Annotated in this window: 18 protein-coding genes; 5 read left to right on the top strand and 13 right to left on the bottom strand. The window is 48.6% G+C overall.

Annotated features, from left to right (window positions below):
• Positions 1 to 28: 28 nt before the first annotated feature.
• Together JNN12_05330 and JNN12_05325 are read right to left on the bottom strand one after the other, a co-directional pair.
• Positions 29 to 1318, bottom strand: a complete 1290-nt coding sequence (locus JNN12_05330; protein MBL7977744.1) for a Gfo/Idh/MocA family oxidoreductase — start codon at positions 1316 to 1318, stop codon at positions 29 to 31.
• A gap of 46 nt (positions 1319 to 1364) precedes the next feature.
• Positions 1365 to 2162, bottom strand: a complete 798-nt coding sequence (locus JNN12_05325) for an SUMF1/EgtB/PvdO family nonheme iron enzyme (protein ID MBL7977743.1) — start codon at positions 2160 to 2162, stop codon at positions 1365 to 1367.
• A gap of 82 nt (positions 2163 to 2244) precedes the next feature.
• Here JNN12_05325 and JNN12_05320 point away from each other — a divergent pair, with 82 nt between their 5' ends.
• Positions 2245 to 3084 carry an FAD:protein FMN transferase gene (locus JNN12_05320; protein MBL7977742.1) on the top strand — a complete coding sequence of 280 codons (840 nt, stop codon included), beginning with the start codon at positions 2245 to 2247 and terminating at the stop codon, positions 3082 to 3084.
• Between the two features lie 396 nt (positions 3085 to 3480).
• Here JNN12_05320 and JNN12_05315 read toward each other — a convergent pair whose 3' ends face one another.
• From JNN12_05315 to JNN12_05280, 8 genes are all read right to left on the bottom strand, one after another.
• Entirely contained in the window at positions 3481 to 3798 is a 318-nt protein-coding gene (locus JNN12_05315; protein MBL7977741.1) for a DUF4277 domain-containing protein, read from the bottom strand.
• Between the two features lie 240 nt (positions 3799 to 4038).
• Positions 4039 to 6318: a hypothetical protein gene (locus JNN12_05310; protein MBL7977740.1), complete on the bottom strand. Its 2280-nt coding sequence runs from the start codon at positions 6316 to 6318 to the stop codon at positions 4039 to 4041.
• 20 nt (positions 6319 to 6338) lie between these two features.
• Positions 6339 to 7322, bottom strand: a complete 984-nt coding sequence (locus JNN12_05305) for a hypothetical protein (protein ID MBL7977739.1) — start codon at positions 7320 to 7322, stop codon at positions 6339 to 6341.
• Positions 7323 to 7667: 345 nt separating this feature from the next.
• On the bottom strand, positions 7668 to 9137 hold the full coding sequence (locus JNN12_05300; protein MBL7977738.1) for a glycosyltransferase: 1470 nt from the start codon (positions 9135 to 9137) through the stop codon (positions 7668 to 7670).
• Positions 9138 to 9232: 95 nt separating this feature from the next.
• Positions 9233 to 11719, bottom strand: coding sequence for a hypothetical protein (locus JNN12_05295; protein ID MBL7977737.1), 2487 nt, complete (start codon positions 11717 to 11719; stop codon positions 9233 to 9235).
• 28 nt (positions 11720 to 11747) lie between these two features.
• Positions 11748 to 13319 (bottom strand): hypothetical protein, encoded by a 1572-nt coding sequence (locus JNN12_05290; GenBank protein ID MBL7977736.1) that lies wholly within the window; start codon positions 13317 to 13319, stop codon positions 11748 to 11750.
• Positions 13320 to 13636: 317 nt separating this feature from the next.
• On the bottom strand, positions 13637 to 14410 hold the full coding sequence (locus JNN12_05285; protein MBL7977735.1) for a methyltransferase domain-containing protein: 774 nt from the start codon (positions 14408 to 14410) through the stop codon (positions 13637 to 13639).
• A 10-nt stretch (positions 14411 to 14420) separates the two neighbouring features.
• Positions 14421 to 15485, bottom strand: coding sequence for a hypothetical protein (locus JNN12_05280; GenBank protein MBL7977734.1), 1065 nt, complete (start codon positions 15483 to 15485; stop codon positions 14421 to 14423).
• Positions 15486 to 15736: 251 nt separating this feature from the next.
• Here JNN12_05280 and JNN12_05275 point away from each other — a divergent pair, with 251 nt between their 5' ends.
• Positions 15737 to 17161, top strand: a complete 1425-nt coding sequence (locus JNN12_05275) for an alpha-glucosidase C-terminal domain-containing protein (GenBank protein ID MBL7977733.1) — start codon at positions 15737 to 15739, stop codon at positions 17159 to 17161.
• A 267-nt stretch (positions 17162 to 17428) separates the two neighbouring features.
• Here the strand turns inward: JNN12_05275 and atpC are convergent, their stop codons facing one another.
• A complete protein-coding gene (atpC, locus tag JNN12_05270) occupies positions 17429 to 17839 on the bottom strand; it encodes an ATP synthase F1 subunit epsilon (GenBank protein MBL7977732.1) in 411 nt (136 codons plus the stop codon).
• Between the two features lie 80 nt (positions 17840 to 17919).
• Positions 17920 to 19407: a F0F1 ATP synthase subunit beta gene (atpD, locus tag JNN12_05265; protein ID MBL7977731.1), complete on the bottom strand. Its 1488-nt coding sequence runs from the start codon at positions 19405 to 19407 to the stop codon at positions 17920 to 17922.
• A 336-nt stretch (positions 19408 to 19743) separates the two neighbouring features.
• Here atpD and JNN12_05260 point away from each other — a divergent pair, with 336 nt between their 5' ends.
• From JNN12_05260 to JNN12_05250, 3 genes are all read left to right on the top strand, one after another.
• A complete protein-coding gene (locus JNN12_05260) occupies positions 19744 to 20097 on the top strand; it encodes a metal-sensitive transcriptional regulator (GenBank protein MBL7977730.1) in 354 nt (117 codons plus the stop codon).
• 117 nt (positions 20098 to 20214) lie between these two features.
• Positions 20215 to 22113 (top strand): hypothetical protein, encoded by a 1899-nt coding sequence (locus JNN12_05255; protein ID MBL7977729.1) that lies wholly within the window; start codon positions 20215 to 20217, stop codon positions 22111 to 22113.
• The gene (locus JNN12_05250) at positions 22106 to 23311 is read left to right on the top strand and encodes an anhydro-N-acetylmuramic acid kinase (GenBank protein MBL7977728.1); all 1206 of its coding nucleotides are present in this window, start codon (positions 22106 to 22108) and stop codon (positions 23309 to 23311) included. The genes JNN12_05255 and JNN12_05250 overlap by 8 nt, the downstream gene beginning before the upstream one ends.
• A gap of 7 nt (positions 23312 to 23318) precedes the next feature.
• Here the strand turns inward: JNN12_05250 and purB are convergent, their stop codons facing one another.
• On the bottom strand, positions 23319 to 24617 hold the full coding sequence (gene purB / locus JNN12_05245; GenBank protein MBL7977727.1) for an adenylosuccinate lyase: 1299 nt from the start codon (positions 24615 to 24617) through the stop codon (positions 23319 to 23321).
• Positions 24618 to 24655: the final 38 nt, after the last annotated feature.

Here is a 24655-nt window from a genome sequence, read left to right as displayed (position 1 = left end):
ATGCTTCCGGGCTATTGTTTAAAAAGGCTCAGGGCTTAGATTCAAAAAAATGGCCATATGCCGGACGATTGATTTTGGTAATGCCCGGATGGGCGACAGGCGCGACCGGGACATCCCCAAAGACCAATTGGGCAGGAGACAAGTCCTGATCGGCATTTAAGAGTTCGTCCCAAGTAATCAGACTCCCTGTATAAGCCGCTTCGCGTCCCATAATGGCCGAGAGGTTACTTTCTGCTACTTGTTTTGCCTCATTGATTAGATTTCCGCTTCGGATGGCTTTCACTAGGTTGGTGTGTTCGTTTACGTATGGGTTTACGTCGGGCCCTGTTCCCTTATACCGCCACGATTGTGCCCCACGAATGCTGTCTTTGGCATTGCTCGTGCCCTTCGTCCCATAGAAAAATTCGCTCACATTAGACTCGGTTCCATCCTGTTGGCGGCACATCGAAAGGATTTTTACGCCATTGGCATATTCAAATTCGATTGCAAAATGATCAAAAATATGTCCATATGCCGGATCTACACGTACTTGACGTCCTCCCATACCGATGGCTTTTACAGGGTGGCCCTTCATTACCCAGTTTGCGACATCTATATTATGAATGTGTTGCTCTACGATGTGGTCGCCAGAAGTCCAGGTGAAGTATAACCAGTTGCGGATTTGCCACTCCATGTCGCTCATACCCGGTTTACGGTCGTACTTCCACAAACCACCCTGATTCCAATACACCTGCCCGGTCACAATATCACCGATGGCATTGTCATGCAGCCGTTGAATGGTCTCAACATACTTCGGATCATGACGACGTTGGGTTCCGGCCACCACGCAAAGTTTTTTCTGTACCGAAAGCGTTGCCGCAGCCAACACCTTTCGAATGCCGGCAGGATCCACCGCAACAGGTTTCTCCATGAAAATATGTTTTCCCGCATTAACCGCTGCCTCAAAGTGCGTGGGACGAAACCCGGGAGGTGATGCCAAAATGACAACATCTACACCAGAAGCCAAAACTTTTTCATAGGCATCAAAACCCGTAAATTTACGTGTGTCTGATACTTGTAACTTGTCGCCAACATGCTGTTTTAGTTGGGTATAAGCGTTGTCTAAGCGATCTTCAAAGAGATCCCCCATTGCCCATATGACGATGCCTTCGGATCCGGCGACACAGTCTCGGGCTGCACCTGTGCCACGTCCGCCACAGCCAATGAGGCCCACTTTTAGGGTTTCGGCCACGTTGGCCCATGCAAAATGACCGGAAACCATTAGTCCAGCAGTGGCCATGGTCGAGGTTTTTAGGAAATCACGTCGGGTATTGTTCATGGTTAAGGTGAGTTATATGAAAAGGGGCAGAAAGGCTCATGTTTGCTTATTCTTCCATCGCAAGCCGGAGTCCGACGTAAGAGGCGTCGGAAAGCCACCAACGGCTTTTAGGCAGTTGCGGATCAGTCATGTTCCATTCAGGGGTTTGTGGGGCACGTGTGGTACAAGAAACTGTTGCAGCATCATCTAAATAATGACCGCCTTTGGTAAAGGGTACTTCTGCATCCGATTGTACCCACTCGGCCACATTACCGAAGAGGTCTGATAGACCCACTTCATTGGCCGGTTTGGCCCCCACTTTCCGCAATTTGTCGTCCGAGTTTTCCCAAACCCACCCTTCATCGGTCACTACCACATTCGGTTTACGACCTTTTGCACAGACGTATTCCCATTCTGGTTCCATTAATAGGCGAAATTTCTTTCCGGTTTTGGCTGAAAGCCATTTGGTAAACATATTGGCATGGTAATACGACATGGCCGAGGCCGGAAAACCAAGGTGGCCAAAAACGCGGCCCGGCAACACATAAGGCTTGCTGGGGCGGGCTACTGCTGCCACCTCCGGTGAAGGGCTGGTGTTTTTAAGGTCTAATCCATACACAAAGACATCAAATAGGTCCCAAGTGACTTCGGTTTGCGAAACCCAAAGGACTTTGTCAAGAGAACGGACAACAGACGCCCCATCCAATTGGATCGTGACCTGACCTTGTGGTATCTTTACCATGTCGAAGGCAACCACCGTACCGGCTATACGGATGGTTTGTACCTCCGGTGTTTGTTGACTCCACGCTAAACGCGCTCCGAAAATGCACATTAAAAGGATGCTTATCATCAGTCTGTTCTTCATATGGGTAGGGTGTGGTACAGGAAACGAAGCACGGGTAAAGAAAACGTTAAAGAGGTTTGAATTTAGGCAACACCACCTTGGGATGCAAGTACGGATTGTATTGTTTTCTGAGGATGAAGCCTTGGCGATAACTAATGCACGTCGGGCATTTGTAGAAATAGACCGCTTGGATGCTATTTTCAGCGATTATCGCGTGGATAGTGAATTGAATATATTGGTACGGCAAGCGGTAGATTCGGCACGGGTGGTAAGCCCTGAACTGTTTTCGGTATTGACGCGGGCGCAAGAAATGGCCGCTTGGTCGGGCGGAGCCTTCGACGTAACGGTGGGGCCGCTTTCCCAATTATGGCGAAAAGCACGCCGTTTGCAAACGCGACCACCTGCCGATGAATTGGAAGTAGCCAAGCAAAAAACAGGGTGGCGGCTTATAAAGTTGTCTCCTACATCAGGCAAAGTCCAATTACTACGTCAGGGCCTTCAATTAGACTTAGGTGGTATTGCGAAGGGCTTTATTGCCGAGGCTGCCTTGAATGCGTTACGAAAAGCCGGATGCCCCCGTGCAATGGTGGAAATCGGGGGCGAGGTGGCCATTGGTGCGCCTCCTCCAGATACCAAAGGCTGGTGGGTAAACCTTCCGAATGACACCCAAAAACCGCTGCATCTTCTACGAGGGGTGACGGTTTCCACAAGTGGTGATACCGAACAATTTGTGGAACTTAATGGCGTGCGGTATTCGCATATTCTGGATCCGCGAACAGGTTTGGGGCTAACCTCCCGCATCAGCGTTACCGTAATTGCCTCGGATGGTGCATTGGCCGATGCCCTCTCTACCACGCTTTCCGTTTTGGGTGAACAAGCCATCCCCGCCGCCCGAAAACGCTTTAAAGGCATACAGATCTTTTTTCGAAGGGCCACCGGATGAGTTGAAAATCTATTGACTTCCTTTATTAATTAACATTCCCCCCTCCGATTCGGAAATAGTATTTTTTTGATTGCTTGCCCATCAGATTAATAGTCTTAGTTTTTTGTATTATCTAAATTCAATATAATATGCTTTGCATGTCTTTAATATAGTACATGAATGCCTGTCATGAGGATGAAAAGCCATCTGGCGGTTGGGTTTTTTACTTGTTTGTTCACCTGATTGGGGGGCGTCTCGTTCTCTTTGCTCAGCTGACTTCGTTACCCGGTACTCGAACTCAACAAGCATTTGGTGGTCGGGTAGCTTGCCAGTATCTCAGTGGTTTGTTGCAAGGATAAACCGACCTTTTGTCGCAGTTTGCGCCTCAAACGCAAGGTCACGATCTCCTTGCAAGGCTCAGCTTTTGCCCATATGAAAGGTTCTTTCGCGATACAATTTCGTGCAACCGTAGTCATAAACCGAATCTAATGCCCGCCCCAACACCTTGTCATTTAGCCCCAACACCTTGTCATTTAGCCCCAACACCTTGTCATTTAGATGATTAGCCGAGATATTAGGCCCCAAAAGTATGTCAATAGGCAGGTTTTCAAAGAACTTACTTGTCATATACAATGTCCACTGACTAAAGCATAAACCATTGATAATCATGACTTTAACAGCCCATGCTGCTATAGGGTGACGGTCGCGGGTCTCTTGGATAATCGCCGAATCTATTACCTATGCCGAGTTCGTCTATCATGCTGGCCATCATTCCCAAGTGGCCAAGATTTTTAGCGGTTATTGTTGTTCCCATCAGCCTAGAAAAATACCAAAATACAACGTCCAGAGGTGGGGAATGTCTGCTGTATGTATCGGCCCGGCCCTGCACGTTTTGACCCGCTTTATCGTCGTGCCAAAGCCGTTTTTGATCCATTACCATGCGGAAAAAGTAGCCACTCCATGTAAGCAACTTACCTAAAACCGCCACCACGCCTTGACACGGGGTATTTTCCGGGGCGTTACATCCACCTGAAAAACATTGTATTGATTGGGCTTCAGGTGGCGGATACGGAGGCGGAGTTGGGTACTCGCTTCGTTAATGATGGCAAAATCTTTACCCGCTACCAATTCCGTTTTTACCCCTTTCATGGTCTCTATCAGGTTTTCCATACGCATGGTTTCTGGCCGGATGGTGATGCGCTGGTTGTCGGCATCATAGGGCCGAGGCAACCAGATGTACAACGCGAGGCTATCTATTGCCAAGTTGGAGTCGTTCGAGATTTGTACCACAAATCGTTCATCACTGGTTTGTCGAATAGTGGTGCGTACCCGTTCGCGGGCATTCATCCATGTGGCCAACCGCAGGCCACTTGCAAACCAAAACCGCTTCGCCTGCATCGTCCTGATGGCCCCACGGACGCCGCTTAGGAATCCATTGTTTTCCAAGTCGGAGGTACGGAACAAAACCGGATATAGCCCGCCATCCATCCGGATGCGCTCGGCTTCGGAGAGCAAGCCACTTTCCACACCCAACGCACCGCGTGCTCCGGCCAGCAGGGTTTCGGTTCCTGTTCTACCCGATTTATACACCTGCACCAATTTGGCAAAAGGCTTTTCAGGGCCAATCGGTTGCAGGCTCCGGTCGGACGCAGCAGAAACGGTATAACGATAGCCCGCTTCTTGCACAGCCGACAAATTCCCTAAGCTCGGCATGTGTGGAAAAAAAACCCCCCAGACGGGTTGTTTAGAAGTTTTTGTTTCCAATTCAGATTTTTTAGGGCCCAACAATGCCTGAATTGCTCTTGGATTTTCGGCATTGTCCCACAAACCAATATCGCCCATTTGGTGGAGGTTATTCAGGAAGTCCTTTGGCATGCGGAGGTCGTTTGCATCCAAAAAATAAGTTCCGCGCACGTTTTCGCCAGCAAGTACGTCTTGCATATACGACAACTTCAGCGGGCTGTCATCGGCAATGGTCATTACGGATGCCGCTGCTTCGTACCCAAACGGCCAGACTGAGGCCCAGGCAACGGGTTTTCGGGTAAGCCAATCTATTATGTTATTGAACAGATACTCCAATACTTTGGCGTCTCTGGGATCAAAACCGAGTTGTTTGTCTTTGCCTCCCATTGCAGCCAATTCGTGGCCTATATATACAAAACGTCCGCTTCCATAGGTTCCAATGACCATTCCGGCAGATTCTTCTATGGCAACACGGGCTGGACGGTCTTCCAACTGATGGTCATACCAATACCCGGCAATTGTTGTTTGTTTTCGCACCGACCGAAACATAATGGGGCGGTCATAGGTCCCCACCCGAATGCGATAACCTGCGGGAATACCGTGGGTTACTGGCGTTTCTGGCCGGACGGTAAAATTACGAAAACCTTTCTCGGAACCAGGCAAAATACGAGGCTTTGCTGGATTTCCACCCGCCCATTCATAGCGCGTAACCGAGACTGATGGAATGCGCGTGCGTTTACCTTTATTATTGACTTGTACCGAGGTAAAGGTATCTGCAACCACATAGTCTTTTGCCAGTCCATCAGGCAGTTGAGACGAAACCCATTTATAACCATCCAATTCTTTCAAAGAGGTGCTTTGTGCATTCGGAAAAATTATTGCATCCACAGATTTCAGGTATAAACCGGGCTTAGTCCGTCCGGAAATCATTTCCTGCGTCACCCGATGACTTGCCGCACCCGGCGCAACAAACCCCGAAATATTGATGCCAAACAAGTCTTCCATAAACCCCCAGCCACGCCAAGAACCATCTGGCTTATACAAACCCAGCGCCCAAGTTGCCACCACCGTTCCACCATTGTTCATGAAACGCCTGATTTGTGCGGCCTCATTATCGCTCAATGCCCGCACCGAAGGCAAGATCAGCATTTCCCATCTTGGGTTTCCCTCCTTATCCATCAATTGTCCGTCTTCAATGTTCTCATCCGTAAGCGGATAAGCCCCTTGGTTGCGTATCTGAAGCAGGTGTTGCCATTGGGCAACCGTGGTATCGCGCCACCGAAGACCAGAACCATTAAATTGAAGGATATTATGAACCTGTGCTGTATAGTCGCTTTTGAGAATGGCTACACGTAGAGGTGGGCGCCGCACTGGGAGCAGCCTTTTCAGGTCCGATGGCCCTCCAATGGTACTTTCAATCAACTGAAAAAAAACAAAACCGCCTGCAATCACAAAAAAAAGCGAGAACAAAACCAACCACAACAAATTGATGCGTGCAGGGCGATACAGCATAGGGCAAATGATCTACAATTTCAGTTCCATTCAGGCTTTTCATCCCGACGCGGAGGTATAGATGGAGGCGGGGGAGTATGGGGCATCGGTTGAGGCTTAGCAGGAGGCGGTGTCGTCTTTTTCTTAGGTACAGGTCGCGTAATGGTCATACGTGGCCGCATGGCAGAAAGCTCTACTGGAACCATAAAGAGAAGGTTATTGGACGGTATTAACGGAGAAACATCCTGAACATCCGATAAACCAATAGATTCCAATACCAAGGGTTCTGGCCCTACCAGATCTTCAAATGCATGCAAACTGCCCGCCGAGTCGCCGCCTGAATAAACGCCGTCTCCGGTCTGCGGCTCTGGACTCACACTTAAAACAGGCGGCGTAAAGACCTCGTCTATGCTCCGTTCCGTTGTAGGCATATCTGGCAACATTACTTGAGGGATGTTCCTTATCTCCGATACCGATGTTTCCTGAGGTGCGGTTATGCTTTCCTTTTTGTCTGCTGTATGCTCGCCGAGTTCTGTTTTACTGCTGGATAGCCCCATTTTTTCTTTAATTTCAGGCTGTTTATTTTCCGGCATCTCTCCAACCATTGTTTCTGAAACAGGCTCGCGAGGAATGTTTTCGGAAACGGGCGTTTCTGTAGCCTTACGCTCTCCAGTTGGAGGCTCCAACATGGTGACGGTGAAAGGTGTTTTCTCTTTTTTGGGTACGGGTGTCTCGGTTGTTGGGTGCTCGTTTTGAGAAGCGAGGGCTTTGTGCAGCGTCTTCGTAATGGCCTTGGGCGTAACCGGAACGGGCGGTGGAACGGTTGGTTTCACCGTAGTCGTCGTTGCGGCTTCGGTCAGTACATAGGGCTTGGGAGGCCCAATCTGACGAAGTGCCTCTTCATCTTTGCGCGCCTGACGCTCGCGGATACGGTGGAGCCAGTACTGTACAAAACTGAAAATCAGTGTTCCCAGCATCAGTACCAGAATAATGGTCGTAATGATTGTCAGACTTTGGGCTTCCATAGCAGTAAAACAGATTGAATGGTGGGCACACGCAAGAACCGTTGTTCCATTTTTTATGTATCGCCAATCCGTTTTTTGGTTCCGTCAAAAACAGGCTAAAGGCGATTTAAGTTTTATGAATATAACTTTTTACGTCACATACATTGCGGTCATCTTTGTATTAAAGGACGCCCTCGTACATGTTTGGAACGTATAGTTCTTAAATTGCAAACAGTGTGCCCAAAACCCAATATTCACCGTGTTTTTTTAAGTAGGTATCAAACATCCTCCTAAAATGGTGATTCATGGTGAATATATCCCTTTCCAGAATACCCGAAAATGCCAGACAGTGCATGCGCCAAAACCCTATAAGCGGGCACCAATGCGTTCCAATTTGCCCCATCCCATCCGAATACCCAATAGCTCCTCGATGGTTGCTAATATTTTACAAATATCTATCACCAACACGAAGAAGATGCGATAAAAAATAGCATACCATACCAGCCGAATCTCTTCCTTCTCGGCTGCAACGGCACAAAGGGCCATCGCCATATCCAACAAAGTGAGACCCAACCACCAATAGAGCAAATAATAGGCAATGCTATAGGCAAACGCCACATAGATAAAATAGACCGTTGCAAATACATTCGCGAATGGCCAGACAAAAGCCTCGAAGATCACCAACCACATTTGCAACCATGCACCAAAATTAGACCATTTCTGATGACGGTTTTTGCGAATCGCTTGCAGGATACCCCGTGTCCAGCGATAACGTTGCTTCATGAGGGAGGAAATGGTATTGGGCGCTTCCGTCCAAGAAATGGCCATTGGCTCATAAACCACTCGCCAACCCTGTCGTAACATCTTCAGGGTGATGTCGCAGTCTTCGGCAAAAGTGTCGGAACTATACCAGCCTACTTTTTCGATGGTGGCTTTCCGGAAAAGTCCAACCGGACCAGGTACGATGTTTACTAGCTTAAAAAAACTTTGGGCCGTTCGGGTCAGGTTTAACCCTTCCACATATTCCAACGCCTGAAAAGTAGTCCACCATGTATTGCGGTTTAGGACTTTAACATTTCCGGCTACAGCCCCAATTTTAGGATCCTCCATATGTCGGATGGCCATGCGTAGGGTCTCTGGTGCAAGATTGGAATCGCCGTCTGCACAGAGGACAAAATCATACTTCGCAACCTGTATTCCGGCATTCAGGGCCGAAGCTTTTCCGCCATTTGGTTTTGTAACAAGCCGCAGTGTCGCATTTCCGTGTTTTCCCAAGACACGTTCTACGATTCGGGCAGTATTGTCTCGCGACCCATCATCCACAATGATGACTTCATATTCGGGATAATCCAGCGATAACAATGAAAGTAGGGTTTGGCGGATGAGTTTTTCTTCGTTATAGGCGGGCACCACTACTGAAATGGGTGGCATAAAGGTACTTCGCTTTTGACCGTATCGGAACGTATAGCGGATCATATAGAGCAGCGCAAACAGCATCTGAAAAGCATAACGCGCCACTACAACCAACAAAAAAACCACCAACACATATGTAGATGCCTGTACGACCAAGCCAGACCAAGTGAGCACTGCTTGATCGGCAAACAACCGATACCCCAAAACAGGTAAGATAGGATTCTGAATCAACAAAAATAGAACCACCACCACCACGACCAAGGCTAATACCATAAACCCAAACCACCATACAGAAGGCCGCTCAGGCTTAAGGGGTTCGTATTGCGGAACCACCAATGGATCAAAAGCCGTATAGACCAACTCCGGCGGTGGACCGGGAGGACGCTTCGGAGATAAAGGCTTTTCGGAGGATGGTGGTTTCATCTGATCTTGCGGTGGAATAAAAAAGGCAGACTTTAAGGGTCTGCCTGGTTTCGATTTTGAACTTAATGGCAGGGGAGGCCCTGAAGACCCACGCCTCAGAGTGTCCAATAGAAATTAACACCGCCTACCAAAATCTGATAGGTATTATATGGGTTTGTTTCCAGTTTATTTCGATAGCGGAAAGACTGGGTAATACGCCCCATCAGGCCAATTCCAATATTCGGAGCAAACTTATAGATAACATCCAATTCGCCACGTCCGAAGGCAAAGTCGTTATTTAACAACATCCCCGGTCCTACTTTAAAGCGGAGGTAATACTTTTCCGCCATCTCTCGTTCATGCAAGAGCCATGCCATAACTTCTTGGTACGACCAATTTGTGGGCGAAAAATAGAAGTTCACCTTATTATCGTAGTTGATGGTATAGTAGCTGGCCCCAATCCATGAGTTGCGAAAGGTCTTATATCCCAAATCGCCACCAATAGACATACCTTTGTTTTCGCCAAACTTGTCTTTTACCACATTGTAATGATAAGAAGCATTAAATAGTAACTTCTGGCCATATGGCGTACCCAAGTCGCCACCAATTTGGTTTAATACCAACTCATTTTGGGCGCCCGCCGGAGACCAAAGCGCAGTTGCACCTTCCTGACGTTCTGCTCCCAGTGATAGACGAAAAACATTTTTTGTTTGGTGATAATAACGGAGTGCCCCAAAAGGTGCCGTCCGACCACCTGCATAATCCACAATACCACCTTCTGCTGCAATACGATTGGTATAGTTATGTCCATAAAAACGATAAGGCTCCGGCTTGGTAAGGTCAATAAAAGCCCCAAGAGAGACTTGGTTGTACCACGTATCACCATAACCTAAAGGCTTATCCCCGTCAGGATTTTTCACAGGATCGCTGATACCTGGCCGCGACTGGAAGGCCGTCCCTTTGTTTCCGCCCGAAGTAAAACCTGCGGTCAGAACTACCGGAATCGGGAGTGTGATCTGAGAACTGACCCCCATCGCAAGAGCATCGTAGTTCGTTTCAAAGCCCTTGGCGCTGATACCACGTACAAAAGGAATCAGCAGAGCGGCATAATTATAAGATCCACTTTTGCCAACGCCCGGTGTGGCCCATGTGATGCGCTGGCGTAAATCTGGGTCATCCGGCGAAAGTGCCAAGGCCATATTGTAGGCTTCACGAGACTTCCCAAACCATCGGGCTTTTGCATACGCATCCCCCAATAAGCGGTAAGCCCCTGTACTTTTATGACCACGGTCCATCAATTCTTCCAAAACGGCAATCGTTCCCGCAAAGTCATTCATGTCGTAGCGTAGCTGGGCAACGCGCAGTACCAATGCTTGGTCATATTCTTCAACCAAGGCCCGTTGTAGTACCCCAATGGCCGATTCGGGGTCTCCGCCGTCTGCAATGGCATTCGCCATTTCTGCAAGGATTTCTTTTTTAACCGGGCCACCTTTGCGGAAGTACATCTCGAAAGCATCTGCGGCATCAAAGTATTTTTGTTCGCGATACAACTGCCGTGCCCGCTCCAAGTCTGCACTATATCGTGCAGCGGCCCCGAAACCCACACGTCCCGTGCGCTTACTTTCGGCAATTAGGGCATCTAATTGTTCTAGGCGGCCATTAAAGCCGGAGCCTACACAGGTTTGCGCCCGACGTGCATACTGGTCGGCCTCGTCGAGTTTGCCCTGATACACCTTGAGGAGCGACATGTTGGCAAGAATATCCACATTACAAGACTCTCGTTGAAGGGACTCGTTCAGGTATTGCTCGGTACGGTCAGTAACTTTGCCACTAAATAATGTGATAGAAGCATATAGATTTTTGTACTTCAAACTGGAGGGCCGCGCCGCAATCAATGCTTCCACTTCTGGTAGCGCCATGTCATACTTCTCCATAGACATCAATAAGTCTGCATATTCAAACCGCAATTCGGGATCACTGCTCACCGTAAGGGCCCGTTGATAGGTCGTGATTGCAGCATCGCGGTTCCCACTTACCGCTTGGAAGTAGGCCAATTCCCGCAGTGCTTGTCCGTCTCTGGGATTAGCATTGGCCTTAGATTGAAGCTGGGCAATTTTTTGTGCTGTTAGGCTTGCTTTACGGGAAGCCATGTCATTTTTCCGACGGAGGTACTCTGGGTCTTGCGCATTTACATAGCGTTGCCCTTCCAAGAACTCTTCGGCTTCATAAAACCGACCAGCCTGCATCAAGGCATCTACCAATTCGTAGCGGGTTTTGCTGTCATTAGGCGTCACCCGCACTTTGTAGGTGAGGCGGTCTATTGGGAAAAGCAGCGAACGTCCCTTCGCGCGAACAAAGTAGTCGTCGGCCTCTATGGTGAGACGCATCCACTCGTGCTGGTTGCCATATTGTTCCCGCACCGATTGGAGCAGGTCGTAGGCATCGGCATATCGTTTTTTTCGGATAAATTGCCGGGCTTGTTCGAGAGGATCGGAGGCGGAGGCGGTATCTGTGGTGCGTTGTTGGGCCAGAACCGAATCGGCAACCGGATTGCACAGGAGCAATGCAATCACAACAAGGAAGGTATATCGCAACTTTTTCATAGCGGATGAAGCGAAATGAGCGGTGAGTTTAGGGCCGATCCATGGCGTAGGCCAAGAATTCTTCTGCCGTTTTAAAAGGTTTGCCATCTGGAACCACAATGGCGGATACGGAACGGAGCAAGTGCTCTGCCTGCTGAGGCGCCTCTTTTCGGAGTTGGCCCATCAGTTCAGTGAAGAAGGACTGAGACTCTTCCGCCCCGATATTCGTGCGCAGCATCACCAAGCGCTCGCGGTCGTGATTCACAAGCATGCTATCGGTATTGCGTAGCGCATCTGTTACCAAGTCCAGAATAAATTCAAAATCAAATGGACGAACTTTTTTGCCCTCTCCACGATCCATGCGCATGGCGATTAGGAGGAAAGAATGCCCATTTTGGTCGCGCAAACGGAATTGATGCTCCAGAACTTGCTGAAATGCTGCCCGGTCTGTATAGTCGCGAACTTCATGCTGCAACACGTCTTCCACAAGGGCTTCCTCCTCCTGTCGCAAACTGCTTAGGTTCTCGAAGGAAGGCAGGGGATTGGCCAAGGGCGTCGGAATAACCGGAGTATGGGTTATGGCTGGCGGTGGTGCCGTCACCAAAATCGGTTCTGGTTTTTGTACCGGAACGGGTGGTGGAGTTACAACATGATTGGTAGGCGCATACGCTGGCATTCGGGCAGAACTGCCAAAACGACGCGGTAATTCCGACAACCGACGCGGTGTCTGCATGGTCGGTAAAATGAATGGCTGGCCCAATGCAGGTTCAGGAGCCGGAGGCTCGGGTTCAGCAGGAACCACTGGTACAATCACTTCCGGCTCGGGAGCAGCAACGGGTTCTTCCACCACTACTGGTTGCGGTACTTCCGGCTCTGGTTCTTCAAAGGATTGTTGTAGGGCCGACTGCTCCAAAAGATAACGTTCGTTTTCCGAGACCGTTTCTGCCAAATCCCAATAATCTGCAACAGGTCCTTCGAGGTGCCCGATATTGGGGATAATCGTCAATAAACGGCGAGAGGAAGTCGGCTCTTCTTGGTCGAGGGCCACATGAATACAACCCGTTACTTGGCGAGCAATGAACTCGATGACATTACGGGCATTGTCATTGGCTGGTTCGCCGAGAGCAAACAAAAGCGTTGTGTCCACCAATTCAATGCGTTCAAGCATGTCTATGAAGGCATCCTGGAATGCCGCGAAAGACTTGAATTGTGCAAAGCGGCTGAAGTTGTCAATAATCAACCGATCCGGATTTTCCTGTGCCACCACCTGAACCAAATCCGTAATGGCCTTGTGGAGTTCCTCATCCGTCAGTTCATTTGGTTTGAACGACGGCGGAATCCGCATCAGTTTAACCAAACCATCCTCTACGGCCCCTCTCAGGTCGAAGTTTATAGAAGCGGCCTGAATGATGAGATCGCGGGGGCGTTCGGGGAAAATATAGAGACAGCGCTCTTTTTGCTTCACCCCCGTGAACGCAAATTGCAGGTTCATTAGACTACGACCTGTCCATGCTTGTCCATAGAGGAGGTAGGAACCACCCCGATACAAACCGCCCCAAGCTTCGTCAATCACATTGATGCCGGTAATAATTTTGGGCGCGTAGATACTTTGTTTTTCCATTACAAACAACCGTATGAGGTTTGGGTATTTAACGTTCTTATCCGATAACAAACGGTATGCCACCTTTCTAGATACAAAGAAAAATCCGTTCCAAAAGGGCTCGCGTCCCAATACCTACACAAAACAAAGCCTCGGAATGCCAAGATTGAAACGCAGTATCGGAATGAGATCAAAAAGTAAACAAGGGATGTGTACTTTTTAATGTAAGAAGCCGATCATGCGATTGACGAACTGATGACCGTTGGTGGCGGGACACGTCGTTTCTGTTTGCGGGTTTATGATGCAGCGCAGGGGATCATCGTTTAGTTTTGTGCCAATTAAGATTTAGTCAAACGGTTCTTTTTTTTTGCAACACAAAACAAGTCAAAACAACGATCTGAAGCAGGTGCGAGTTCAAATTCCGCGAGGCTGACGGCCTGGGTAAGGGCGGTATCACTCTTGCGTAAGGCCAACCGATTGAGTCTATTCAGCAGGTCGTATGGTATCTGTAGGATACGCCTGGGGAGGCGGTATTGCAGATTTAATACGTCGAAACGGGCTATTCTTTCGACGAATGCTTTGTTTTTTTCAAAATAGGCCATTGCGGTGGCCTTGCCGAAGATGCCCAACATCTCGACCGAATCAAAAAACGGACAGCACAATTCGGATAATTCCGCAGCCGTATATTCGCGAACATGCCAAGGATTGCGGGTGAGCGACATACGGATATTAGGCGTGGAAAGGATCAACGTTCCTCCGGGTTTTAGAACCCGTGCGCATTCCGAAACAAACAAATAATCTTCTTCTATGTGTTCAATAACCTGAAACGAGACCACTACATCAAACTGTTCTGCGGCATAGGGGAGGGGGGGGATGTTCCCTCGAAGAAATGTTACATTTTCAAGGCTTGCTGGAACAGGTGTTTCATATTTATCTATCGCATTGTAATGTATTGCTTTAGGGGCCAATTCTTGGATACCATAGCCCGTACCACTCCCCACCTCCAAAACATTTCCATGTATGTAAGGAGCGGCTTCGCGATATGCAAAAAGGTGCCTTTGAAAGATAGGATTATCAGAAGCCACCGTTGGAGAAGAGCGCTCGGCAGTCATAAATAAATATTTAATGAATTAATTGTTTTGTCGTTCTATTTCCTTGCCGCCATTGGTACAGTCTCACCGATGGCGTGGGTTCATGATACGCCACTGCAAAAATGAGACGCCCATCGGGCAATAATTTGACGTCCATATCCATCGGCGTCCAGTTTTTTTGATACTGGGGCTTGGGCGTTTCAGCAACCTGCCGGAGCCTGCCCTTCTCGTCGTAGCGGTCTATGCGCAGCCATCCTGCCCGGAGGTTCAGTACAAACAAAGAAGAATCTAAAGCGACAGCCGAAGAGGTGAGCAACGGCGGATTCCATTCATCTCCAATTAAAAATGCTCGGCTCTGCCGCAACATCGGCGAGTCGAAACCAGTCAATTTGAGCGTATCCAATCCACCATCTGGCCTCAAAAAATCCACCACTGGACGAAAACCAGAAAGGCTCATGGGTCGGTCCCCCCACATACGCAAGTTACCAGCATAGCGCCAGAATCTTTTTTTCGAGAATTTGGCACTCGGCCAACCAATACGGCCATCGGGGTTCATACGGGCCATAAAACCTTGGTAGGTGTCATCGCCGCCAGTTGCTTTGAAATAATATTGATTTTTATGGTAGAGCACATATGTCATCGGGCCTGTCGGAACGGAAACTACATGCACCTTGTTGCCGTTTTTGTAATATTCTAAGCGATTTAAGCCACGATTCAGCACCAAAACGGTATCCCCTTTAAATCCGGCCAAATACGGATATTTAAAATCAGGAGAAGCAATCTGACCAACACGTCGTCCGTTTAGGTCGTATATAAAAACACGGTTTTGCTCCACATCACTAATATAAATCTGTTCTTCAGGGCCAAAACGAACGGTTTGTGGATGGATCATTTCGTCGTTTGGGACCGATGCCGAAATCCACAGCCGTTCCAAGCGTTCAATAGGCACTTGTACCGCGATTTTGCGCGATAAAGAATCCGAAGGCATCAGATCAGAAGATTCTGAACGTCCAAAAGGACGGCAGGCACTCAGCAAACCAAGCAAGGCCAACAAGATGACGGGGCGTCTCAAGACGTGAGGCCAGAAGATTACCATATTTGATTAACGTTTTAGGGGATCATTCCAGAAAGATAGCGATATTAAGGCGCTACTATGCCGAATTGTCCATAAAACCCGATGTTTTTTCCACCGGACCAGTATTCATTTATTGAAAAACAGATAAGTTTTTCTTCGGAAGGGGTTTTTCCGGCATTGCGAAACTTTGGGGATGCACACAAATGAAGTAGCTTCTTTGTAACATTTTTTGTTACCACGTGCCCTTCATCTTATAAAACCCAATCTGCATCATGAAATTACATTATTTAGTACTGGCAATTGCCTTGATAGGGCTGCCGTCCTGCAAATCAACCCTAACAACCCCTCATAGCGGGGCCAAACCCAATCTAACACCCCAAATGCGGGTACCGGAATGGGCCAAGAACGCCGTGATTTACGAGTTGAATACCCGCCAGTTTTCAAAGGAAGGGACCTTGAAAAAAGCAGCCGAAGCCCTGCCACGTATCAAAGATTTGGGGGTGGATATTGTATGGCTTATGCCGATTTATCCGATTGCCGAAGCGCAAAAAAAATGCAATCCCGCAGAAACCACTCCTTGTCTTGGTAGCCCATATGCCGCCTATGATTTCAAAGACGTTAATCCCCAACTCGGTACACAAGCCGATTTTCGGGCGTTCGTCCAAAAAGCACATGCTCTGGGACTAAAGGTGATTTTAGACTTTATTCCCGATCATACCGGATGGGAATCCAAGTGGATGAAGGAACACCCGGAATATTTTGTACGGGTCAATGGCCAATTTACGGTTCCCATAGACCCTTTTTCCAAACAAGCTACCGACTGGACGGATGTGGCCATGCTGGACTACAACAATCCGGCATTGCGGCGTGCCATCATTGACGCCCATGAATTTTGGGTACGGGAGTTTGACGTGGATGGATTTCGGGAAGATGTGGCGGGGTTTATACCAAATGACTTTTGGGCAGAACTGCGAATTGCGTTAGACCGCATTAAACCCGTTTTTATGCTTTCGGAGTGGGGTGATATTCCCGAACACCTTACCTCTTGTTTTCAGGTGAATTATGGCTGGAAGTTCCATGTACTGATTAAAGACATTGCCAAAGGAAAGAAAAATGCGAATGATCTGATGACTTACCTTTCGGAGTTCAAGTCTAAATTTCCAAAACAGGGTTATCAGATGCATTTTACCCAAAACCACGACGAAAATACTTGGAATGGTACCGAGGGTGAGTCTTTTGGTGAAGCTGGGAATACTTTTACAGCCCTCGTCTTTACTTTTGATGGGATGCCCCTCATCTATAATGGCCAAGAAGCCTCGCTAAATAAACGCCTGTCATTTTTCCATAAAGACGAGATTGATTGGTCTGGCCCTTCGCGTGCGACCTTCTTCCAGAAATTGACCCAACTCAAACATACAAATGAAGCGTTATGGAATGGAACCGCAGGCGGAAGTGTCCAGCGCCTCGACAGCAATGACAACGCGAGCATCATGGCTTTTGTCCGTGAACAAAACGGAGACCGGGTAATGGCCGTATTTAACTTGTCCTCCAAATCACAAGAAACAACCATACAAGCGGGGAAATTTGTTGGAACCTACGGAAACGTCATGAAGGGTGGACGCCAAAACGTAGCCGCCAATCAGGTATTTACGCTGAAACCTTGGGAGTTCGTTCTGCTGTCTATGGACAAACCATAATCCCAAAATTACACACGATTTACTTGTACCACGCAGAGGCCGTCTCATAAGTATTAGAGATGGCCTTTTTTTGTGATGGTTATACCTATGTGGATAAGGAAGGGCACTCGGCCTTATTGTGGCGGCTTTTGGCGCTTAACAATATGAGCACAAGGCAACGAGAAAAGGGTTAACGCAAACAGACGTGAAATGAATACCCATATTGGCAAAAAAAAACCGCCCCGTTTTGTAGCGAGGCGATTACAACTCGTCGGGCCAAGGAACGGCTTAGACTTTTCCCATAGAGGCACGGAGGCGGTTACGAGCACGCTCCAATGCCACACGGGCCTTTTCCTTTTCAACGGGGTCTTCTGCCTTGGCTAATTGTGCAAGCGCTTTGTCCATAGAACTTTGGGCACGTGCTGCATCAATCTCACTTACGGCCTCCGCCGACTCCGCCAGTACCATCACTTTGTTGTGGTGTACCTGCACAAATCCGCCACCCGTAGTGTAGTCAATTTTATCACCCTCCGGGGTTTTGATTGAAATAACCCCCACACCCATAGCAGCCAGCATAGGGGCGTGGTTGGCCAGAATCTGAAACCCACCATCCATTCCCGGAGCAGCAATGCTGATCACATCGCCCTTAAAAACACTGCCGTTGAGTTCAACGATCTCTGTATAAAAAGTATTGGCCATTTTTGTAAAGCCCTAAATAAAGCCAGTGGTTGGCTTAAAGTGGATGAACATAGAATACGTCCGGATGTACTCATGCGGTATTATGCGGTTGCAGCCATTTTCTCGGCTGCTTCCAGCACTTCTTCGATAGCACCTTTATAGCGGAATGCTTGTTCTGGAATTTCATCCAATTCACCATTCAAAATCATTTTAAATCCTTTGATGGTGTCGTCAATTTTAACGTATTTGCCCTGCATCCCGGTGAACTGCTCGGCCACGTGGAAAGGTTGAGACATAAATTGCTGGGCTTTCCGTGCGCGGGAAACCACCAATTTATCCTCTTCCGAGAGTTCGTCCATACCCAAAATGGCAATAATGTCTTGCAATTCTTTATAGCGTTGCAGAAGCATCTTCACCCCTTGTGCCGTATTGTAGTGGTCGTCGCCCAAGACACGAGGATCCAAAATCCGAGAGGTTGAATCCAATGGGTCAATGGCCGGATAAATCCCCAACGAAGCAATTTGTCGAGAAAGCACGGTTGTGGCATCCAAGTGGGCAAAAGTCGTCGCTGGGGCCGGGTCCGTCAAGTCATCCGCAGGAACATAAACCGCCTGTACAGAAGTTACGGAACCGTTTTTCGTAGAAGTAATGCGTTCCTGCATCCTACCCATTTCGGTAGCGAGGGTGGGTTGGTACCCTACCGCAGAAGGCATACGACCCAACAAGGCCGATACCTCTGAACCCGCCTGGGTGAAACGGAAAATATTGTCCACAAAGAAAAGTACGTCTTTCCCGCCGAGATCACGGAAGTATTCGGCAATGGTCAAGCCAGTCAAGGCTACACGTGCACGCGCTCCGGGCGGCTCGTTCATCTGACCAAACACCAACGTAAGGCTACTATCGGTCAGTTCTTGCATGTCCACCTTCGAGAGATCCCAATTGCCTTCTTCCATCGAGTGTTTGAACGTATCGCCATAGCGTACTACATTAGACTCAATCATTTCGCGGAGGAGGTCGTTCCCTTCACGGGTCCGTTCGCCTACACCCGCAAACACCGAAAGTCCATCGTGGCCTTTTGCAATATTGTTGATCAACTCCATGATGAGTACGGTCTTACCCACACCTGCACCACCAAAGAGGCCAATTTTCCCCCCTTTGGCATAGGGTTCCAGCAAGTCCACCACCTTAATACCCGTCTCAAGCATTTCTACGGCAGCGGCCAACTGATCGAAAGAGGGCGGCTCGGCATGAATTGGCCGATAGTCATCGGCTTTAGGCTGTGGAAGGCCATCAATGGCGCGGCCCACAACATTGAACAAACGTCCACGGATTTCGGAACCAGTGGGTACAGAGATGGCCCGATTTAAGTTGATCACTTCGGTACCGCGTGTAAGGCCATCGGTAGATTCCATGGAAACGGCACGGACACGGTTTTCACCGAGGTGTTGCTGAACTTCAAGAACCAGATTCGTTTGCCCCGGGCGCTCAATTTCGAGGGCGTGCAAAATTTCCGGTACCTGGTTTTGCGGAAATTCCACGTCAATTACCGGACCGATGATCTGGACGACTTTTCCTTTGGCGTTGCTCATATCAAAGTGAATTATCAAGGTTGAGAAGTCTGAAGGAATGTACCCCCTTGCGAACAGCACAAGCGTGTGAACACAATGGGCATTACGCTTTTCATAAGTTTTATCAAAATAAAAAACTGCTTTTTGTTAGTGGCTGTTTATCCGTGAAATCTGTGTTTTACATCCACGAAGAATTCAGGAAGGGACATGCTAAGTGTCTATTTTGTGAAGGTTATAAGAGGTTGTTTGGTCTTTTACCAGGTTTGGCTTGGATCGGGTTTCCTATTTTGAAGTTATCACAACCCAAAACACCTTTCTTGCATCCAAGACAAACACCCACCAACCCAACACCTTTGTATGTCTGTCACGATACCCGCGGTTGAATGGATCCCGCTGAATACCCAGGAAAAAAATACGCAGCAGGACGCTCTACATGCCACCTTCGATGCCGAACAAGTTCTTCGCAAAGGACTTACCAATCGTCTTGCCCGAATCGAAGGACATGTCCGATCGGTGAGGGAAATGGTTCTTCAGGATCGGCCTTCACGGGATGTGGTCTTACAGGTACAAGCCATCAAAGCAGCCCTCAACCAATTTGCCCTCACCTTGCTTGAACATGAATTAAAGCAAGAAATGCACCTTTCCGAAGAGACACAACCACAGGTAGAAGAATTGATCCAGACCTTAAAAATGTTACTCAAACACGCCTGACAAAAGAAATTTCTATTGGTAATTCCGCGTTCTAATCTTGTGTAATGGCCTTTAAGACCGTACTTTCCTCAAATCATTCCGGAATTCATCTTCCGGATCTACTTTTCCGCCCTCCCTATGAGCCGGGGAATGATGATCTGGCCACCGATCGCCGATTTTGCCATGCTACAAGAAACTTCCCAAAACCTGTACCGCCAGCTTTTAGCAGTTTTTCCACCTGTTAAAGCCTATCCTCTTGCCACACTTGGCACATCTGCCATGCCGCCCGATATTGCACACTTTCTAGAGAAAGTCCTGCTTCACCGGGCCACCTTTGAATTGGAGCACCTCAAGAGCCCTTGGTTTCGCATGGATGCGCCCGAAATTTCTGCTCTTTTCGCTAGCCTGCGGGAAAACATGGAACACCATATACAGTTTCCGGCAGATGACTGGGCCGCTGCATTAGAAAACGCAACGGGGATTGTATTAAGTTATTTGATCCGACCGAGCCATACCTTGGCAGGGTTTGTTTTTGGCCGCCAAAGCGAGGCCCTGGCCCCAGAGGTGGTGTTACGGCGTATGCAATATTTTTTGGCTTACCCGTATTTCACAGAAATTCTTTCGGCATTCTTGGCCCGTAAAAAAAATGAGACCTTGGCCAAAGAGCGATGCTTAGACTTGTTCTCCCAGATTGATCGTCGAATGGTGGAGGGCTATGGCCCCACCCATTGGCTGAGCCTCCTTGAGCCATTGTTCGACATCTTTACTTATATCAATGCAGATGGTACGCCCTCCGTTCCAACAACCCTCTTGGCGGTATTTTTTCAGGATAAGGGTGAAGAACGTCTGTATCGTCGGCTGTTGTTCGAAGGCCAGATTCGGCAAAAAGGAACTTTAACAGCCGATGAGCTACGTACTTTTCTGAATATTGCACCACACACAGATTCTGTGACTTCGCCTGCTAATGCGGTTTTAGGCCCCGTAACCCCAAATAACGAAGAACACCTTAAACCACTCGATACGCTTGGCCCAGAACGCGATGAACCGGAGCCACCTGAAACATTGGGGTCTGAACGCGATGAGCCTACTGACGCCTTGGGACCTGAGCGTGATTCTGTCTTGCCTCTTGCCTCCGAGACCCTCACAACCATAGAGGACAATACATCCGGTAACGACCCACTACCCGTTATGCAGGAAGAAGCCGATCCCCCCAGTCCCTTTGCCCCGGAAATTGAAAACCATTCGGATATAGCGCTTCCCAGAACGAGCAAAGTTGCATTTTCTGAAGAAGGAAATACAATACCATTGCCCGATATTCCGGTGGCTCCCACATTCACTGCTAAAGAAATGGTGGATGACGAAGGAAATACCGATGACATCCCAGTACATTCCGCAGAAGAGGTATTAGCTGCCCTTATCGGAGCAACCGATTCTTCCCTAACCGTTGAAGACCCATCCGAGGTCGGGGCTTCACAAACAAACGAATTAAAGCCCATAGAAACGGTCCAGTCTGTGCCCTCAAGCGAACATTCGGCACACAAAATGGCAACGGGACCAATCAGGATGCACAACCTGCTCCGCGAAACCCTTGGTACAAGCAAGGACGGCGCCAACTCTGTCCATACCCCGCACCTTCAGTCACCCACATTGGCTTCCACATTGCGACAACCAACCGGATTGCCCCTTTGGAAGCAATTTAATCAAAAAGTGCCTTCCGAACGTGTATCAACCGGACCAACAACTTCCGACCCCAACTTAGAAGCTGCCATGCGTATAGAGCCACTTATACTGGGGTTTTTGAGTCCAGAACGGCGAACATGGTTTCTGCGCACTCTTTTCAACAATAGTCCTGCGTTCTATCTGGAATTGCTCGAAAAACTACGGCAGTGTAAAACATGGAACGAGGCTTCCGAAGTGATTGCCATCGCACTTTTCTTAAAAAACAACATAGACATTTACAGCGAGGCAGCCGTGGTCTTTACCGATACAGTCGAAACACGATTTATGCAAAATAAACGTTCTGCCTCTAATGCTTAATGGTATGTTTCTAAAGCGTTTACTAGAAAAAGAGGAACGTTTGGTCGTGGGCCTTATGAGCGGTACATCCTTAGATGGAATTGACGTTACGCTGGCCCGGATTTCTGGAAGTGGCCCCGAAATCCAAATTAATGTCCTTCATACGTTTGGAAAGGCATACCCTGATGTACTGCGCGAACGCTTGCTCCGGAATTCTCTTTCCGACAAGCCTGCCTCGGTGCGGGAAATAAGCCAATTAAATACGCTCTTACCACAGTTTTATGCCGATGCTGTGCAGGAAACCTTGAACGAAGTGGGCATTCTTTTTTCAGATTTAGACCTGATTGGCTCGCACGGACAAACCATACATCATGTCCCCAAACCCGAAATATTGATCGGGAAGTCTGTCATTTCCACTTTGCAGATCGGCGATGGCTCCTTTTTGGCGAATCTGACGGGGGTTCCTGTCGTCTGTGATTTCAGAACGGCAGATATGGCTTTGGGAGGACAAGGTGCGCCTTTGGTCCCCTATTTAGACTATGTGATGTTTTCGGACAAAAACGAAACACGTTTACTGCTCAACTTGGGCGGCATAGCCAATATCACCTCGCTCCCAAAAGGAGGTACAGCCCAAGAGGTGCGTGCATTTGATACAGGACCAGCCAATATGGTCATCAATGGCTTAGTCCAATATTTTTATGGCTTGCCTTGGGATCCGGACGGGCAATACGGGGCCACCGGAACCGTGGACGCAGCTTTGTTAAAACACTGTATGTCAGATCCGTATTTTACTGCGCCCCCACCAAAATCTACCGGACGTGAAGTCTATAATGCCACCTTTATTGAACGCCTCGTCTCAGAAAATCCACATCTTTCTCCTAATGACCTAATTGCCACGGCCACGGCCTTTACCGCAGCATCCATTTGGACGGCATATCAATCCTTTTTGGCTTCGGATTTTCCCGCCGATGTATTAATCGCTTCCGGAGGTGGCATCCACAACCAATCTTTGATGCAAATGCTGAGAACCCGGTTTGCACCCATTCGGGTTTGTACCTTAGACGACTTAGGGGTTTCCTCAGACGGAAAAGAAGCCCTTTGTTTTGCAGTCTTGGCACACGAATACTTAAACGAAGTACCTACCAACATGCCATCGGTAACAGGTGCTTCCGGGCCAACGCTTTTGGGCAAACTCTGCCTCCCTGCTCCGAAGCGATAGCGCCCTCTTATACCCCAACCCGTTCAAATATCTCATCCACAAACCTGAGGTGGTAGGCGGGGTTAAAGGCGTCTTGTATTTCCTCAGATGAAAGCGTAGCCATAATAGTACTATCCAACAACACCAATTCCTTGAATGGTTGCTCGGTTTCCCATGCCTGCATCGCCAAAGGCTGCACCGTATCGTAGGCCGTTTCGCGGGGTAGTCCTTTTTCAATCAATAAAAGCAATAAACGCTGGCTGAAGACCAATCCATGCGTCCGTGTCATGTTACGTAACATGTTTTGGGGAAACACCGTCAAGTGCTCGATCAAGTTTGCCATCCGATGCAAGGCATAGTCCAAAATAGTTGTGGCATCGGGCAAAATCACCCGCTCTGCCGCCGAGTGTGAAATGTCCCGTTCATGCCACAGTGCGACATTCTCGAAGGCAGTTATCATATAGCCACGCAACAGCCGGGCACACCCTGTAATGTTCTCGGAACCAATTGGGTTGCGCTTATGGGGCATGGCCGATGAACCTTTCTGGCCTTTCCCAAAGGCCTCCTCCACCTCTCGGACTTCACTTTTTTGGAGTCCACGAATTTCCACCGCAATTTTCTCTAAACTGGCCCCAATTAGTGCTAAAACTCCCATGTAGTGGGCATGGCGGTCCCGTTGGATCACCTGGGTAGAGATCGGAGCCGCCTCTAAGCCAAGTTCTAAGCAGGTAAAACGCTCCACATCGGGTGGAATATTGGCAAAAGTCCCCACTGCGCCCGATATTTTACCAACTTCCACCCCTTTTGCTGCTTCGAGGAACCGTACACGGTTGCGGTCTATCTCGGCCACATACAAGGCCATCTTCAACCCAAAGGTGGTGGGTTCTGCGTGAATGCCATGTGTCCGGCCCATCATCAGCGTATGCTTGTGCTCGTGTGCTTTTGCTGCCAAAACGGACCGCAAACGGTCTATTCCCGCCACTAATAATGCGTTTGCCTGCTTAAGCCGAACCCCCCATGCGGTATCCACCACATCCGAAGAAGTGAGGCCATAATGAATCCATTTTCGTGCAGAGGCTTCGCCCAAGTGCTCGCTCACTGCGCGTGTAAAGGCCACCACATCGTGTCGGGTATGGGCCTCTATTTCGTGGATTCGCTCCACCGAAAAGCCTGAGTGCGCATATAAAAAATCCACCTCTGTCTCAGGGATCACACCCAGTTTCGCCCATGCCCGACACGCAGCCAACTCTACGGCCAGCCATGCCCGGTACTGATTTTCTTCGCTCCAAAGGGCCGCCATTTGCGGACGGGTATAACGCGCAATCATGGAATTCAACAAAAAGAATTTGGAAAAAAAGGATTATT

The sequence above is a fragment of the Bacteroidetes Order II. bacterium genome (assembly GCA_016788705.1).
Lineage (GTDB): Bacteria > Bacteroidota > Rhodothermia > Rhodothermales > UBA2364 > UBA2364.
This window is presented reverse-complemented; position numbering and strand designations above follow the sequence as displayed.

Bases quoted from the DNA above. Each gene is read 5' to 3' on its own strand.
- atpD (MBL7977731.1), bottom strand. From the start codon at position 19,407: ATGAGCAACGCCAAAGGAAAAGTCGTCCAGATCATCGGTCCGGTAATT.
- purB (MBL7977727.1), bottom strand. From the start codon at position 24,617: ATGATTGCGCGTTATACCCGTCCGCAAATGGCGGCCCTTTGGAGCGAA.
- JNN12_05280 (MBL7977734.1), bottom strand. From the start codon at position 15,485: ATGGTAATCTTCTGGCCTCACGTCTTGAGACGCCCCGTCATCTTGTTG.
- JNN12_05305 (MBL7977739.1), bottom strand. From the start codon at position 7,322: ATGGAAGCCCAAAGTCTGACAATCATTACGACCATTATTCTGGTACTG.
- JNN12_05295 (MBL7977737.1), bottom strand. From the start codon at position 11,719: ATGAAAAAGTTGCGATATACCTTCCTTGTTGTGATTGCATTGCTCCTG.
- JNN12_05250 (MBL7977728.1), top strand. From the start codon at position 22,106: ATGCTTAATGGTATGTTTCTAAAGCGTTTACTAGAAAAAGAGGAACGT.
- atpC (MBL7977732.1), bottom strand. From the start codon at position 17,839: ATGGCCAATACTTTTTATACAGAGATCGTTGAACTCAACGGCAGTGTT.
- JNN12_05325 (MBL7977743.1), bottom strand. From the start codon at position 2,162: ATGAAGAACAGACTGATGATAAGCATCCTTTTAATGTGCATTTTCGGA.
- JNN12_05320 (MBL7977742.1), top strand. From the start codon at position 2,245: ATGCAAGTACGGATTGTATTGTTTTCTGAGGATGAAGCCTTGGCGATA.
- JNN12_05260 (MBL7977730.1), top strand. From the start codon at position 19,744: ATGTCTGTCACGATACCCGCGGTTGAATGGATCCCGCTGAATACCCAG.
- JNN12_05275 (MBL7977733.1), top strand. From the start codon at position 15,737: ATGAAATTACATTATTTAGTACTGGCAATTGCCTTGATAGGGCTGCCG.
- JNN12_05285 (MBL7977735.1), bottom strand. From the start codon at position 14,410: ATGACTGCCGAGCGCTCTTCTCCAACGGTGGCTTCTGATAATCCTATC.
- JNN12_05290 (MBL7977736.1), bottom strand. From the start codon at position 13,319: ATGGAAAAACAAAGTATCTACGCGCCCAAAATTATTACCGGCATCAAT.
- JNN12_05255 (MBL7977729.1), top strand. From the start codon at position 20,215: ATGAGCCGGGGAATGATGATCTGGCCACCGATCGCCGATTTTGCCATG.
- JNN12_05330 (MBL7977744.1), bottom strand. From the start codon at position 1,318: ATGAACAATACCCGACGTGATTTCCTAAAAACCTCGACCATGGCCACT.
- JNN12_05300 (MBL7977738.1), bottom strand. From the start codon at position 9,137: ATGAAACCACCATCCTCCGAAAAGCCTTTATCTCCGAAGCGTCCTCCC.
- JNN12_05310 (MBL7977740.1), bottom strand. From the start codon at position 6,318: ATGCTGTATCGCCCTGCACGCATCAATTTGTTGTGGTTGGTTTTGTTC.